The organism is Micromonospora sp. NPDC049679 (genome assembly GCF_040659735.1).
GTDB lineage: Bacteria > Actinomycetota > Actinomycetes > Mycobacteriales > Micromonosporaceae > Micromonospora_I.
Genome location: NZ_JBFANZ010000032.1, coordinates 14,149 through 27,617, shown reverse-complemented (window position 1 = coordinate 27,617; position 13,469 = coordinate 14,149). Strand labels below are relative to the sequence as shown.

17 protein-coding genes are annotated in these 13,469 nt (G+C 71.7%); 14 read left to right on the top strand and 3 right to left on the bottom strand.

All coding sequences use genetic code 11. The features are described 5' to 3' along the window. Positions 1–130 precede the first annotated feature (130 nt). Genes ribD through ribH form a run of 5 tightly spaced genes read left to right on the top strand, consistent with a single transcriptional unit; the run spans position 131 to position 4,255 of the window. Complete coding sequence (gene ribD / locus AB0J06_RS19885) at positions 131–1,192, top strand: bifunctional diaminohydroxyphosphoribosylaminopyrimidine deaminase/5-amino-6-(5-phosphoribosylamino)uracil reductase RibD (RefSeq protein ID WP_357430413.1); 1,062 nt, start codon at positions 131–133, stop codon at positions 1,190–1,192. Between the two features lie 3 nt (positions 1,193–1,195). Beyond that, positions 1,196–1,855, top strand: coding sequence for a riboflavin synthase (locus tag AB0J06_RS19880; RefSeq protein WP_357430412.1), 660 nt, complete (start codon positions 1,196–1,198; stop codon positions 1,853–1,855). Then, a complete protein-coding gene (pnuC, locus tag AB0J06_RS19875) occupies positions 1,855–2,553 on the top strand; it encodes a nicotinamide riboside transporter PnuC (protein WP_357430411.1) in 699 nt (232 codons plus the stop codon). The genes AB0J06_RS19880 and pnuC overlap by 1 nt, the downstream gene beginning before the upstream one ends. Then, the gene (locus AB0J06_RS19870; RefSeq protein WP_357430410.1) at positions 2,550–3,779 is read left to right on the top strand and encodes a bifunctional 3,4-dihydroxy-2-butanone-4-phosphate synthase/GTP cyclohydrolase II; all 1,230 of its coding nucleotides are present in this window, start codon (positions 2,550–2,552) and stop codon (positions 3,777–3,779) included. Before pnuC ends, AB0J06_RS19870 begins: the two co-directional genes overlap by 4 nt. Then, positions 3,779–4,255 (top strand): 6,7-dimethyl-8-ribityllumazine synthase, encoded by a 477-nt coding sequence (gene ribH, locus AB0J06_RS19865; RefSeq protein WP_357430409.1) that lies wholly within the window; start codon positions 3,779–3,781, stop codon positions 4,253–4,255. The genes AB0J06_RS19870 and ribH overlap by 1 nt, the downstream gene beginning before the upstream one ends. Before the next feature lie 68 nt (positions 4,256–4,323). Here ribH and AB0J06_RS19860 read toward each other — a convergent pair whose 3' ends face one another. Genes AB0J06_RS19860 through AB0J06_RS19850 form a run of 3 tightly spaced genes read right to left on the bottom strand, consistent with a single transcriptional unit; the run spans position 4,324 to position 6,773 of the window. Beyond that, a complete protein-coding gene (locus AB0J06_RS19860) occupies positions 4,324–5,067 on the bottom strand; it encodes an amino acid ABC transporter ATP-binding protein (protein ID WP_357430408.1) in 744 nt (247 codons plus the stop codon). Continuing rightward, positions 5,068–5,913, bottom strand: a complete 846-nt coding sequence (locus tag AB0J06_RS19855; protein WP_357430407.1) for an amino acid ABC transporter permease — start codon at positions 5,911–5,913, stop codon at positions 5,068–5,070. Then, positions 5,910–6,773, bottom strand: coding sequence for an ABC transporter substrate-binding protein (locus AB0J06_RS19850; protein ID WP_357430406.1), 864 nt, complete (start codon positions 6,771–6,773; stop codon positions 5,910–5,912). The genes AB0J06_RS19855 and AB0J06_RS19850 overlap by 4 nt, the downstream gene beginning before the upstream one ends. Positions 6,774–6,936: 163 nt before the next feature. On the opposite strand from AB0J06_RS19850, the gene AB0J06_RS19845 reads away from it, so the two are divergent. From AB0J06_RS19845 to pheS, 9 genes are all read left to right on the top strand, one after another. Further along, a complete protein-coding gene (locus AB0J06_RS19845) occupies positions 6,937–7,218 on the top strand; it encodes a phosphoribosyl-ATP diphosphatase (RefSeq protein WP_357430442.1) in 282 nt (93 codons plus the stop codon). A 45-nt stretch (positions 7,219–7,263) separates the two neighbouring features. Then, positions 7,264–8,109, top strand: a complete 846-nt coding sequence (gene hisG, locus AB0J06_RS19840) for an ATP phosphoribosyltransferase (protein ID WP_357430405.1) — start codon at positions 7,264–7,266, stop codon at positions 8,107–8,109. Between the two features lie 82 nt (positions 8,110–8,191). After that, positions 8,192–9,121: a DMT family transporter gene (locus tag AB0J06_RS19835; protein WP_357430404.1), complete on the top strand. Its 930-nt coding sequence runs from the start codon at positions 8,192–8,194 to the stop codon at positions 9,119–9,121. Between the two features lie 168 nt (positions 9,122–9,289). After that, the gene (locus tag AB0J06_RS19830; protein WP_357430403.1) at positions 9,290–9,751 is read left to right on the top strand and encodes a PH domain-containing protein; all 462 of its coding nucleotides are present in this window, start codon (positions 9,290–9,292) and stop codon (positions 9,749–9,751) included. A 346-nt stretch (positions 9,752–10,097) separates the two neighbouring features. Beyond that, the gene (gene infC / locus AB0J06_RS19825; protein ID WP_357430441.1) at positions 10,098–10,700 is read left to right on the top strand and encodes a translation initiation factor IF-3; all 603 of its coding nucleotides are present in this window, start codon (positions 10,098–10,100) and stop codon (positions 10,698–10,700) included. 19 nt (positions 10,701–10,719) lie between these two features. After that, positions 10,720–10,914, top strand: coding sequence for a 50S ribosomal protein L35 (rpmI, locus tag AB0J06_RS19820; protein WP_357430402.1), 195 nt, complete (start codon positions 10,720–10,722; stop codon positions 10,912–10,914). A gap of 32 nt (positions 10,915–10,946) precedes the next feature. After that, entirely contained in the window at positions 10,947–11,339 is a 393-nt protein-coding gene (gene rplT / locus AB0J06_RS19815) for a 50S ribosomal protein L20 (RefSeq protein ID WP_357430401.1), read from the top strand. Between the two features lie 34 nt (positions 11,340–11,373). Next, complete coding sequence (locus AB0J06_RS19810; protein WP_357430440.1) at positions 11,374–12,237, top strand: RNA methyltransferase; 864 nt, start codon at positions 11,374–11,376, stop codon at positions 12,235–12,237. A 170-nt stretch (positions 12,238–12,407) separates the two neighbouring features. After that, the gene (gene pheS / locus AB0J06_RS19805) at positions 12,408–13,469 is read left to right on the top strand and encodes a phenylalanine--tRNA ligase subunit alpha (protein ID WP_357430400.1); all 1,062 of its coding nucleotides are present in this window, start codon (positions 12,408–12,410) and stop codon (positions 13,467–13,469) included.

Genomic DNA, 13,469 nt, shown 5'->3' with positions numbered 1-13,469 from the left:
GTCGAGGCTCACCGGGTCGGCTGTGCCGTCCCCTCTCCGCCGCCGCTCGCTGCCGTCGGCCCTCGCTGTCCGGCCGGCGGATCCTCTCCCCGCCCGCGCGCCACACCGGCACGCGAGGAGAAGAGGGGTCATGGCGAGCGTCTCCCCAGACGAGGCGATGCGCCGCGCCATCGAGTTGGCCAGCCGTGGTCTCGGCTCGACCAGTCCCAATCCGGTGGTCGGCTGCGTGCTGCTCGACCCGGCCGGCGAGGTGGTCGGGGAGGGCTTCCACGCCTACGCGGGGGGCCCGCACGCGGAGATCGTCGCGCTGGCCCAGGCCGGCGACCGGGCCCGTGGCGGCACCGCCGTGGTCACCCTCGAACCCTGCAATCACACCGGACGGACCGGACCCTGCGCCCAGGCGCTCGTCCGGGCCGGCATCACCCGGGTCGTCGTCGCGGTGACCGATCCCAATCCGGTCGCCTCCGGCGGAGTGGACAGCCTGCGCGACGCCGGGGTCGAGGTCCAGACCGGGGTACGCGAGGCCGAGGCGGCGGCCGGCAACATCGCCTGGCTGACCGCGGTCCGGCGGGGCCGGCCGTACGTCATCTGGAAGTACGCCGCCACCCTCGACGGTCGGTCCGCCGCCGCCGACGGCACCAGCATGTGGATCACCTCCGAGGCTGCCCGCATCGACGTCCACGCGCTGCGTGGCACGGTCGACACGATCATCGCCGGGGTCGGCACGGTTCTCGCCGACGATCCGCGGCTGACCGCCCGCAACCTGCGCGACGGCAGCCTCGCCATCCGCCAGCCGTTGCGCGTCGTCGTGGACAGCTCCGGCCGTACCCCGGCGGGTGCCCGCGTGCGCGACGGCGCCGCGCGGACGTGGGTGGCGACCGCCGCCGAGGTCGGCGCGGCCCCCGATGGGCGGGTCGACCTGACCAGGCTGCTGGAGCTGCTCTACCAGCGCGGCGTGCGGTCGGCGCTGCTGGAGGGCGGCCCGACGCTGGCCGGCGCGTTCCTCGCCGCCGGTCTGGTCGACCGGGTCGTCGGATACGTCGCGCCGAAGCTGCTCGGCGCCGGTCCGCCGGCGCTGGCCGGCACCGGCGTGCAGACCATTTCCGACGTCATCGACCTGACGTTCACGGACCTGACCCAGGTCGGTCCCGACCTGCGGTTCACCGCAGTGCCCCGGCAGAGAAAGGGCTGATCGATGTTCACCGGCATCATCGAGGAACTCGGCGAGGCGGGCCGTCTCGACTGGCACGGCGACGGCGGTGTGCTCGCGATCCGCGGGCCGCTGGTCGCCGCCGACGCCCGCCACGGGGATTCGATCGCGGTCAACGGCGTCTGTCTGACCGTCGTCTCGGTCGAGGGGGACACGTTCACGGTCGACGTGATGAAGGAGACCTTCGACCGCAGCGCGCTCGGCGGCCTCGCCGCCGGCGATCCGGTCAACCTCGAACGCGCCGCCACGCTCGCCACCCGGTTGGGCGGCCACATCGTGCAGGGGCATGTCGACGGGGTCGGCGCGATCCTGTCGCGCACACCGGGCGAGCGGTGGGAGGAGGTCCGTGTCGCCCTTCCGCCGGCGCTGGCCCGCTACGTGGTCGAGAAGGGTTCGATCACCGTCGACGGCGTCTCGCTGACGGTCGTCGCGGTCACCGACCCCCCGCTCGACGCGGACCCGGCTCCGGCCGGCGCCGAGCACGCGTTCACGGTCAGCCTGATCCCCACCACGCTGGAACTCACCACGCTCGGGCGCAAGGCCGTCGGCGCGCTGGTCAACCTGGAGGTCGACGTGATCGCCAAGTACGTGGAGCGGTTGCTGCCCAAGCCGGGCGGGCTGCCGCTGGCCGGTGAGGAGCGGTGATGGAACTGCTGCGCTGGCTCCTCGACGCCCGCCTCGAGGTCGCGGGGTCGGCCGTGCTGTGGCGCGAGATCGTCGGCAACGTCTTCGGTCTGGCGTCCGCGCTGCTCGGCATGCGCCGCGTGGTCTGGGCATGGCCGGTCGGCATGTTCGGCAACGCGCTGCTGTTCACCGTCTTCCTCGGCGGGGCGTTCGCCACGCCACAGGCCGTCGACCTGTACGGCCAGGCGGGACGGCAGGTCTTCTTCTTCACCGTCAGCCTCTACGGATGGTGGAGCTGGTCGCGCACCCGCCGGCAGGGCACGTCGCCGGACGGCGGCGCGGTGACGCCCCGGTGGGCCACCGGGCGAGAGCGGGTGGCGCTGGTCGCGGCCGCGCTGCTCGGCACGGCCCTGGCCTATCCCGTTCTCGCCGCGCTCGGATCGTGGGGCCCGCTCCCCGACGCGTGGATCCTCGTCGGGAGCCTGCTGGCCACGTACGGCATGGCCCGCGGCTGGGTCGAGTTCTGGCTGATCTGGATCGCCGTCGACGCCGTCGGCGTACCGCTGCTGCTGAGCAGCGGGTTCTATCCTTCCGCGGCCATGTACGGCGTCTACGGAATCTTCTGCGCGGTCGGCTTCGTCAGCTGGCTGCGCACCTCGCGTGCCCTGACCCGGACAGCGCGATCAACCTCACCGAGCTACGCGGAGGCCATCGCATGAACGACTTCGGCACCATCGAACGGGCGCTCGCCGACATCGCGGCGGGACGGCCGGTGGTCGTCGTCGACGACGCCGACCGGGAGAACGAGGGCGACCTGATCTTCGCCGCGGAGCTGGCGACGCCGGAGCTGCTGGCCTTCACCGTCCGTTACACCTCCGGGTTCATCTGCGCGCCGCTCACCGAGGAGGACGCCGACCGGCTCGAACTGCCGCCGATGTACCACACCAACCAGGACCGGCGGGGCACCGCGTACACGGTCACGGTCGACGCGCGCGAGGGGGTCAGCACGGGCATCTCGGCCGCGGACCGGGCGCACACCATCCGGTTGCTGGCGGACCCGTCGACCAACCCGGTCGACCTGGCCCGCCCCGGACACGTGGTGCCGTTGCGGGCCAAGCCGGGCGGCGTGCTGCGCCGGCCGGGGCACACCGAGGCCGCGATCGACCTGGCCCGGCTCGCCGGGCTGCGTCCCGCCGGGGTGCTCTGCGAACTGGTCAACGACGACGGCACGATGATGCGCCTGCCGGATCTGCAGAAGTTCTCCGCCGAGCACGGCCTGACGCTGATCAGCATCGCCGACCTGATCGCCCACCGCCGGCACACGGAGCAGCAGATCGAGCGGGTCGTCGAGGCGCGCATCCCCACCGAGCACGGCATCTTCCGGGCCGTCGGCTACCGCGCCGAGTACGACGCGGCCGAGCACGTGGCGCTGGTCTACGGCGACCTGACCGACGGTCAGGACGTGCTGGTCCGGGTGCACTCCGAATGCCTCACCGGCGACGTCTTCGGCTCGTTGCGTTGCGACTGCGGTCCGCAGCTCAACGCGGCGCTGGCCCGGGTCGCCGAGGAGGGGCGCGGGGTGGTGCTCTACATGCGCGGACACGAGGGGCGGGGGATCGGCCTGCTGCACAAGCTGCAGGCGTACCAGCTGCAGGACCTCGGACGGGACACCGTCGACGCCAACCTGGAGCTGGGTCTGCCGGCGGACGCCCGCGACTACGGCACCGGCGCCCAGATCCTCTCCGAGCTGGGGGTCCGGTCGATGCGGCTGCTCACCAACAATCCGGCGAAGCGCGCCGGGCTGGAGGGGTACGGCCTGACCGTGGTCGGCCGCGAGGGGATGCCGGTGCGCCAGCACCCGGAGAACGTGCGTTACCTGCGGACGAAGCGGGACCGGATGGGTCACCTGCTTGAACTGGACGACATCGCGGAAGGGCTCGCATAGTGGCTGGTTTCGGGGAACCCGGGCTGGAGACGGTCGACGCGCACGGCCTCACGGTCGGTGTGGTCGCCACGCGCTGGCACAGCGATCTCGTCGACCAGATGCTCGACCGGGCGGTGGCGGCGGCGAAGGCGTCCGGAGTGGACGACGTCGTGGTGGCGCGGGTCGCCGGCTCCGTGGAGCTGCCGGTCGTGGCGCAGGCCCTCGCCCGCCGCTGCGACGTGGTGGTCGCGCTCGGCGTGGTCGTCCGCGGGCAGACGCCGCACTTCGACTACGTGTGCCAGTCGGTGACCGACGGGCTGACCCGCGTCGCGCTCGACGAGTCGACTCCGGTCGGCAACGGTGTGCTGACGGTCAACACGATCGAGCAGGCGCGCGACCGTGCGGGCCTGCCCGGTTCGGCCGAGGACAAGGGGTGGGCGGCGACGGTGGCCGCCCTGGACGCCGTCCTCGCGATCCGAACCCTGCACACCGCCTGACGATTCCGGGTTCGTGGTGATCAGGGGATGCGCAGCCCGCTGCGGATCGCCTGATCATGCCGGAGCGTCTAGAGGCGACCGGCCTCGATGATGCGACGCAGGAACTGGCGCGTACGGGGCTGGGTCGGCTCGCCCAGCACCTGCTCCGGCGGCCCCTGCTCGATCACCCGTCCGCCGTCCAGGAAGCAGACCCGGTCGGCGACCTGACGGGCGAAGCTCATCTCGTGCGTGGCGAGCACCATCGTCATCCCCTCCGTCTTGAGATCCCGGATCATCGACAGCACCTCGCCGACCAGTTCGGGATCGAGCGCCGAGGTCACCTCGTCGAGCAGCATCAGCCGCGGCGAGTTGACCAGCGCCCGCACGATCGCCACCCGCTGCTGCTGCCCGCCGGAGAGCCGGTCCGGATAGGCGCCGGCCTTCTCGGCCAGCCCGACCCGGGCGAGCAACTCGCGCGCCTGCGCCTCCGCCTCCGCCCGGGGCCGACGGTGCACCCGCTGCGGCGCCAGCGTCACGTTGTCCAGCACCGTCATGTGCGGGAACAGGTTGTACGCCTGGAAGACGATGCCGATCCGCTGGCGTACCCGGTCGGGATTCACCCGCGGGTCGGTGATGTCCTCGCCGTCGAGGTGGATCGTGCCGTCGTCGATCTCCTCGAGCAGATTGACGCAGCGCAGCAGCGTCGACTTGCCCGAGCCGGAGGCGCCGATCAGGGCGACCACCTCGTGCTCGGCCACGTCGAGGTCGAGGCCGTCGAGGACGACGTTGCCGGAGAACGTCTTGCGTAGTCCCCGGCAGGAGAGCACCGACATCTATCCCCCCGCCTGTCGGCGTGCGGCGCGCAGCGTCACCCAGTCCGTCACCGCGATCAGTGGGATGGCGAGCAGCACGAAGAGCACCCCGGCCAGGATGTACGGCGTGTAGTTGAAGGTTTCCGCGGTGGCGATCTGGGCCGCGCGGACCGCGTCGATCGGCCCGGCCAGGGAAACCAGGCCGACGTCCTTCTGCAGCGCCACGGTGTCGTTGAGCAGCGGCGGCGCCACCCGGCGGACGGCCTGCGGCAGCACGACGTGCCGCATCGTCTGCCGGTAGGTCAGCCCGAGCGAACGGGCGGCGGCGAGTTGGCTGGGATGGACCGACTCGATGCCGGCGCGGAACACCTCGGCCAGATAGCCGCTGTACGTGATCACCAGGGCGATGCCGCCGAGCACCAGCACCGACGGCATGCCCTGCAGGCGCAGGCCGGGCACGCCGAGGGTCAGCACGTAGAGCACGATGATCAGGGGCAGGCCCCGGAACGTGTACGTGTAGCCGGTCGCCAGCGCCCGCACCGGAAAGAAGACCGGACCGCGCAGGGTGCGCAGGATCGCCACGACCAGCCCGAGTGCGAGCGCGCCGAGCGCGCAGAAGACCAGCAGCCGCACGTTGAGCCAGAGTCCGATCAGGACCTCCGGCAGCGCCGCGCGGGCGATGCGCAGGTCGAAGAAGGACGACTGCACCCGATCCCAGCCGGGCGAGCCGGTGACCGCGACGACGAGCAGGGTGCCGAGCACCCCGGTGGAGGCCGCCGCGATCAGCACGGAGCGGACCGTCTGCCGTCGCCGGTAGGCGGTCCGCTCGCGGGCAGCCTCGGAGCGGGTGTGGTGATCCGTCCTCACGTGAGTTCGGCGGCGCCCGCCGTCTGGGCGAGCCACTGCTTCTCCAGCGCGGTGAGGGTGCCGTCGTTGCGGAGCGCGTCGACCGCCTGGGTGACGCAGCCGGTCAGCGGGGAGTCCTTGTCGAGCACCAGGCCGAACGGCTCGGGGACTCCGACCTGCGGCATCTGTCCGACGATCGTCGCGTCGGTGACCTCGGCGCCGGTGATGTAGAAGGCGGTCGGCAGGTCGACGACGAGCCCGTCGATCTGCCCGTTCTGCAGCGCCTTCTTGGCGTCGTCGTTGGAGTTGTAGACCTGCGGCTTGCCGGTGGGCCTGATCACGTCGGTGATCGCCTGGTAGCTGGTGGTGCCGACCTGGGCGCCGAGCTTGGCGTCCTTGAGCTCCGCCAGCGACTTCGCCTTCGCGATCTTCGACGTCTTCAACGCGATGACGGTCTGCCGCACCAGGTAGTACGGCGACGAGAAGTCCACGGCCTTCTTGCGCTCGTCGGTCACCGAGAACTGGTTGATGTCGAAGTCGTACGTCTTCGGGCCGGGCGCGATGGCGTTGTTGAAGGTGACCCGGGTCCAGACCACGTCCTCCCTGGCGTACCCGAGCTTCTCGGCCACGGCGTAGGCGACGGCGGACTCGAAGCCCTTGCCGTTCTCCGGCTTGTTGTCGGAGAACCACGGCTCGTACGCCGGGTCGTCGGTGCCGACGGTCAACTTGCCGCCGGCTCGGGTCTTCAGCGTGTCCTTGCCGCAGGCGGGGCCGCTGGCGCTGGGGGTGGAAGGGGTCGGTTCCTGCGGGGCGCAGCCGACGAGGGCGGCGAGGAACACGGTCGCGGTCACGAGAGTGACGGGCACGGATCGGCTAGCCATGGCGGACAGCATATGGCCGGGTGAGCGCGCCGCCGGTCCTCGTCCCACCAGGGGAAACATCGAGTTGGCCACAATTTCTCCGGGTCCCTCGGGGCGCGGGCGGCGCCCCGGGTCCACCTGGTGGGCCGCGGGGCGACCCGGCCGGCGACCGGGGGAGACCCGGCTGGGAGAATCCAGAACCGTGAAGACGTTCGAGGAGCTGTTCGCCGAGCTGCAGGCCAAGGCGTCCGCCGGCACGCCGGGTTCGGGGACGGTGGCCGCGCTGGAGCGCGGCGTGCACGCGATCGGCAAGAAGGTCGTCGAGGAGGCGGCCGAAGCGTGGATGGCGGCCGAGCACGAGGGGCCGGAGCGCGCCGCGGAGGAGATCTCCCAGCTGCTCTACCAGGCTCAGGTGCTGATGCTCGCTACCGGACTGGAGCTCAAGGACGTCTACCGACATCTGTGATGTGCCCTCGCGAAGAATCCCTTTCGATCGAAGGAGCACCGTCAGATGCTGCGCATCGCCATCCCCAACAAGGGCACCCTGTCCGCGCCCGCCGCGCGGATGCTGCGCGAGGCGGGTTACGCCCAGCGCACCGACGACCGTGACCTGGTCTGCCGCGACGAGGTCAACGACGTCGAGTTCTTCTACCTGCGCCCCCGCGACATCACCACCTATGTGGGCTCCGGCGATCTCGACCTCGGGATCACCGGCCGGGACCTGCTCGTCGACGCCGGCGCGCAGGCCGAAGAGGTGCTCGACCTGGACTTCGGTGGCGCGACGTTCCGCTTCGCCGCCCGCCCGGAGACGCTGTCGACGGTCCAGGAGATCAACGGCCGCCGCATCGCCACCTCCTATCCGGGCGTCGTCGAGCGGTACCTCGCCGAGCACGGGCTCACCGGCGACGTGGTCCGGCTCGACGGGGCGGTGGAGAACGCCGTCCGCCTCGGGGTGGCCGACGTGGTCGCCGACGTCGTCTCGACCGGCGCGACGCTGCGCCAGGCCGGGCTGGCGATCGTCGGTGAGCCGCTGCTGCGCTCCATGGCGGTGCTGATCCGCCGGATCGGTGCGCCCGGCGGCGGCCAGATCGACCAGCTCACCCGCCGGTTGCAAGGGGTGCTCGTCGCCCGGCGGTACGTGATGCTCGCCTACGACGTCCGCGCCGACCTGCTCGACCAGGCCAGCGCGCTGACCCCCGGCATCGAGTCGCCGACCATCTCGCCGCTGCACCGGGAGGGCTGGGTCGCGGTGGAGGCGATGGTCCGTCGGGCGGAGATGCACCGGATCATGGACGAGCTGTACGACCTGGGAGCGCGTGCGATCCTGGTCACAGACATCGCGGCCTGTCGCCTGTGAAGCTGCCGGACATGAAGCGTCCCGGCAGGAAACGTTCCGCGATGAGGTCTTCCCGGACGGCAGCGGCCGGCAAGACGAGCGCATGAAGACGCTGCCGCCGTGGGCGGCGCTCTGCCTCGCCGGCGCGGGCGGCGTCACCTCCGCCGCGCAGAGCGCCATCAACGCCGAGTTGGGCGCCCGGGTCGGCAACGCCGCGATGGGCGCCGTGGTGAACAACCTCGGTGGCTCCCTGCTCGTGCTCGTGGGACTCTTCGCCATGCCGTCGATGCGCGGCGGGCTGCGTACCCTGCGGCATGCCCACCTGCCGTGGTGGGCCTACCTGGGCGGGGCGGGCGGAGCGTTCTTCGTGACGGCGGCGACCTACACGGTGCCGGTGCTCGGGGTCGCCGTCTTCACCATCGCCCAGGTGGCCGGCAACAGCATGGGTGGACTGGCCGTGGACCGCACCGGGCTCGCCCCCGCCGGGCGGCTCGCGTTGACCGGGCCGCGGGTGGCCGGCGCGCTGCTCGGCATCGCGGCGGTCGGGCTGTCGCAGCTCGGCCGCCCGATCGGCGATCTCGCCGTCGGCGTGGTCCTGCTCGCCATGGCCGGCGGGCTGGCCGTGGCGCTGCAGTCGGCGCTCAACGGCCGGGTCTCCGCCGCGAGCAGCACCGCGGCCGGCACGGCGGTCAACTTCGCGGTGAGCACGCCGCTCGTGCTCGTCGCGGCGGCGGCGCTCGGCGCGTTCGGCGCCGCCGCGTCGGCGCCCTGGCCGAGCGAGTGGTACCTCTATCTCGGTGGCCTGTTCGGCGTCTGCATCGTGGTGATCCTGCTGGTCAGCGTCCGCTCGGTCGGGGTGCTGCGCACCGGGTTGAGCGTGGTCGGCGGTCAGCTCGCCGGCGCGATGCTGCTCGACCTGCTGATCCCGGGCAAGCCCGGTATCAGCGGCGCGCTGCTGATCGGGGCGGTGCTGACGCTGGCCGCCGTCGTGGTCTCCGGCCGCGCCGTCCGCCCGGTCCCCACCGGCACCTGACCCCCCACCCCCACCCCCGGCCCCCTGCGCCGCTCGCCGCCCCGTCGATCAAGGGCATATGCGCACGCGTTGATCTCCGATCGTGTGAATACGTCCTTGATCGACGGGGAGGTCCTTGCCACGGGGTGGCGGTGGGTGGTCGGGCGCGCTGGTGGCACACTCGTCTGCGTGACCGATTCCGACGTCGTACGCCTGCGGCCGCACCGGATCCGCGTGATGTGCTGGGTTCTCGCCACCGCGCTCCTGGCGGTCTTCACGCTGGTCGGCACCGCGTTGCGCGGGGGGACCGGCGAGGGCATGGGCACGTTTCAGCGCGGCGACCAGCTCGCCATGATCGGGCTCGGGGTGCTCGGCGCGGCCGGCGTCCTGCTCTTCACCCGTCCGCGGGTGGAGGCGGACGCGCGCGGCGTGAAGGTGCGCAACGTGTTCGGCTCGTACGAGCTGCCGTGGGAGGTCGTGCGGGCGGTCCGCTTCGATCGGGGCGCGGCCTGGGCGAGCCTGGAGCTGCACGACGACGATCTCCTCTCGATGGTGGCGTTGCAGGCGGTTGACCGGGAGCTCGCGGTCGACGGGGTCCGGGCGCTGCGCGCGCTGCACGCGGCGCATTCGCGGGTGCCCGCCGCCGGCTAGTTCGTCGACCGGCCGCACCCGCGCGAACGCGAGCCCCGGTTCGCTGAGACGGCATCCACCTGATAACCTTGCTCCGTCGACCACGCTGTCACTGCGCGTGACAGCTGCGAAGCGGAGCGCCTGCTCCCACCCGCGTCGCCTCTTCGGTGGCCGGGTCCGGTCACCCGAGTCGGGTTCACCCGACCTGGGTTGCGCGTCCTTTTGTGACGCGCGTTGACCGGTCGAGCGGGCCCTGGCATGCGCCGGGGCCTTCTGCTTTCCTGGTCCGGTTCCCATCCGGGAGCCGGTGGGGGTCGGCGCCGCAGGAGAACGGACTCGAGGAGGCCCCATCAGCGTCGAACCACGCGTGAACGATCAGATCCGGGCACGTGAGGTCCGACTGGTCGGTCCTGAGGGTGAGCAGGTGGGCATCGTCCCGCTGGAGCGCGCCCTGCAGCTGGCCGCGGACGTCGACCTGGATCTGGTCGAGGTTGCGCCGATGGCGCGCCCGCCGGTGTGCAAGCTCATGGACTTCGGCAAGTTCAAGTACGAGAGTGCACTCAAGGCGCGCGAAGCCAGGCGGAACCAGCAACAGACCGTCATCAAGGAGATGAAGCTCCGCCCGAAGATCGACCCGCACGACTACGAGACCAAAAAGGGTCACGTGGTGCGGTTCCTCAAGGCGGGCGACAAGGTCAAGGTGACGATCATGTTCCGCGGTCGCGAGCAGAGCCGCCCGGAGCTGGGCTACCGGCTCCTGCGCCGGCTTGAGACCGAAATTTCGGAGCTGGGCTACGTCGAAGCCGCTCCGAAGCAGGACGGCCGTAACATGATCATGGTTTTGGCTCCGCACCGGGCCGTCAAGGCTTCCGCCACGGCGGCCAAGGCGGGCACACCGCGCGAGCGTGAGGGTGCCGAAGAGGTGCCGTCGGCCGAGGCGGCCGAACCCGCCGGGACCACCGGCGAGTAACAGGGGAGAGACGTTTCACATGCCGAAGATGAAGCCCCACACCGGGATGGCCAAGCGCGTCAAGGTGACCGGTGGCGGCAAGATCGTCGCTGAGCAGGCCGGTAAGCGCCACCTGCTGGAGAGCAAGTCCTCCAAGCGGACTCGCCGGCTGACGGGCGTGGTCGAGGTGGCCAAGGCCGACGTCAAGCGAATCAAGAAGCTGCTCGGCCGCTGACGCGCGCCACCTGACCTGAAGGAGTAGTTGAGATGGCACGCGTCAAGCGGGCAGTAAACGCGCATAAGAAGCGCCGTACGATCCTGGAGGGCGCCAAGGGCTACCGCGGGCAGCGCTCCCGGCTGTATCGCAAGGCCAAGGAGCAGATGCTGCACTCGTTGCAGTATGCCTACCGGGACCGTCGTGACCGCAAGGGCGACTTCCGGCAGCTCTGGATCACCCGGATCAACGCGGGCGCCCGGGCCAACGGGATGACCTACAACCGCCTCATCCAGGGCCTCAAGCTGGCCGGGGTCGAGGTCGACCGCAAGATCCTGGCCGATCTGGCCGTCACCGACGAGGTCGCCTTCAAGGCCATCGTCGAGGTGGCCCGTGCCGCGGTCGCGGCCGAGGGCACCGGTGGCGCGGCGGCCCAGGCCGCCTGATCCGCTTCACGTAATCGGGGCGTCTCTCATGTCGATGTATCCGCATGAGGGGCGCCTCGATCGCGTCTGGGATCCCGACGCGCCGCGCTTCACCGCCCGTACCCCCAGGATCGTCGCGGCACGGCGGCTGCAGCGGCGCCGGGAGCGCGACGCGACCGGCCGGTTCCTGGTCGAGGGACCGCAGGCGGTCCGCGAGGCGCTCACCGTGCCCGGCCTGGTCCGGGAGCTCTTCGGCACCCCCGCCGCGTTGGACCGGTACGCCGAGCTCGCCGCCGCGGCGGCGAGCGCCGGGGTGCCGATCTCACCGGTCACCGACGACGGGCTCGCGGCGCTCTCCGAAACCGTCGCGCCGCAGGGCGTCGTCGCCGTCTGCGAGCAGCTCGACGTGCCGCTGGAGCGGGCGCTCGACAACAGGCCCCGGATGGCCGCCGTGCTCGCCGGGATCCGCGATCCGGGCAACGCCGGCACCGTGCTGCGCACCGCCGACGCCGCCGGGGCGGCCACGGTCGTCTTCGCCGGCGAGGCCGTCGACCCGTACAACGGCAAGTGTGTCCGTTCCACCGCCGGCAGCCTCTTCCATCTCGACGTGGTGCGCGCCGCCGACCCCGCCGCCGTCGTCGTCGCCCTGCGCGACGCCGGTCTGACGGTGCTCGCCGCGACCGGCCACGGCGAGACCGATCTGGATGAGCTCGCCGACTCCGGTGGGCTGTCCCGGCCGACCGCCTGGCTCTTCGGCTCCGAGGCCCACGGCCTGCCGGCCGAGTTGGCGGAGGCCGCCGACGCCCGGGTCCGGGTGCCGCTGCACGGCCGGGCCGAGAGCCTCAACCTCGCTGCCGCCGCCGCCGTTTGCCTGTACGCTTCGGCCAGAGCATTGCGATCCGAGGAGTCCCCGACATGAGCGCCCGACGGCACTCGTTTAGCCAGCCCGCCGGTACCGGCGGGTGGCAGGGCTGATCCTCTCCTGCTCTCTCCTCCCACCGGCGGGCTACGGCGAAGCCGCGCGTCCGTAAACTCTGATGGCCATTGCGTCCGCGATGGCCGCACGCCGTGAGGGAGTGCCCGCTCGTCATGACCTACCGCAATGATCCGTACGATCCGAAGCAGGTGGCGCTGCTCGACCAGGGCGCCCTGGCCGACGCCGTCGCCGCCGCGGAGAAGGCGTTCGCCGGGGCCGCCGACCTCGACGCGCTCGCCGCTCTCCGCCATCTCCACATGGGCGACCGTGCCCCCGTCTCGCTGGCCCGCCGCGAGATCGGCGCGCTGCCGCCGGCCGCGAAGTCCGACGCCGGCAAACGGGTCAACCTGGCCCGTGCCGCGATCCAGACGGCGTACGACGCCCGGCTCGCCGAGCTGACCGTCGAACAGGCCGAGCGCGTCCTCGCGCAGGAGCGGGTCGACGTGACGCTGCCCTGGGACCGGCGTCCCCGCGGCGCCCGCCACCCGCTGAGCACGCTGATGGAGCGGATCGGCGACCTCTTCGTCGGCATGGGCTACGAGATCGCCGAGGGTCCGGAGGTCGAGCTGGAGTGGACCAACTTCGACGCCCTCAACATTCCGGCGGACCACCCCGCGCGTGGGCTGATGGACACGTTCCACCTGGACCTTCCCGGTCTGGTGCTGCGCACCCACACCTCGCCGGTGCAGGCGCGCACGATGCTGCGGCGCGAGCCGCCGATCTACGTGGTCTGCCCCGGCCGCGTCTACCGCACCGATGAGCTCGACGCCACCCACAGCCCGGTCTTCCACCAGGTCGAGGGGCTGGTCGTCGACAAGGGCATCACGATGGCGCACCTCAAGGGCACCCTCGAACACTTCGCCCGGACCATGTTCGGCGCAGACGCGCGGGTGCGTTGGCGGCCGCACTACTTCCCGTTCACCGAGCCGTCCGCGGAGTTCGACGTGTGGTTCCCGGAGCACCGGGACGGGCCGCGCTGGGTCGAGTGGGGTGGCTGCGGCATGGTCAACCCGCGGGTGCTGCGCGCCTGCGGGATCGACCCCGACGTCTTCTCCGGCTTCGCGTTCGGGATGGGCATCGAGCGGACGTTGATGGTCCGGCACGGGGTGAGCGACATGCGCGACATGGTCGAGGGCGACGCGCGGTTCACGCGCGCGTTCGGGATGGAGGTCTGA

Excerpts from the sequence above, each read along its gene's own strand:
- pnuC (WP_357430411.1), top strand. The coding sequence starts at position 1,855 with ATGGAACTGCTGCGCTGGCTCCTCGACGCCCGCCTCGAGGTCGCGGGG.
- pheS (WP_357430400.1), top strand. The coding sequence starts at position 12,408 with ATGACCTACCGCAATGATCCGTACGATCCGAAGCAGGTGGCGCTGCTC.
- rpmI (WP_357430402.1), top strand. The coding sequence starts at position 10,720 with ATGCCGAAGATGAAGCCCCACACCGGGATGGCCAAGCGCGTCAAGGTG.
- AB0J06_RS19880 (WP_357430412.1), top strand. The coding sequence starts at position 1,196 with ATGTTCACCGGCATCATCGAGGAACTCGGCGAGGCGGGCCGTCTCGAC.
- rplT (WP_357430401.1), top strand. The coding sequence starts at position 10,947 with ATGGCACGCGTCAAGCGGGCAGTAAACGCGCATAAGAAGCGCCGTACG.
- AB0J06_RS19810 (WP_357430440.1), top strand. The coding sequence starts at position 11,374 with ATGTATCCGCATGAGGGGCGCCTCGATCGCGTCTGGGATCCCGACGCG.
- AB0J06_RS19860 (WP_357430408.1), bottom strand. The coding sequence starts at position 5,067 with ATGTCGGTGCTCTCCTGCCGGGGACTACGCAAGACGTTCTCCGGCAAC.
- AB0J06_RS19850 (WP_357430406.1), bottom strand. The coding sequence starts at position 6,773 with ATGGCTAGCCGATCCGTGCCCGTCACTCTCGTGACCGCGACCGTGTTC.
- ribD (WP_357430413.1), top strand. The coding sequence starts at position 131 with ATGGCGAGCGTCTCCCCAGACGAGGCGATGCGCCGCGCCATCGAGTTG.
- AB0J06_RS19835 (WP_357430404.1), top strand. The coding sequence starts at position 8,192 with ATGAAGACGCTGCCGCCGTGGGCGGCGCTCTGCCTCGCCGGCGCGGGC.
- AB0J06_RS19870 (WP_357430410.1), top strand. The coding sequence starts at position 2,550 with ATGAACGACTTCGGCACCATCGAACGGGCGCTCGCCGACATCGCGGCG.
- hisG (WP_357430405.1), top strand. The coding sequence starts at position 7,264 with ATGCTGCGCATCGCCATCCCCAACAAGGGCACCCTGTCCGCGCCCGCC.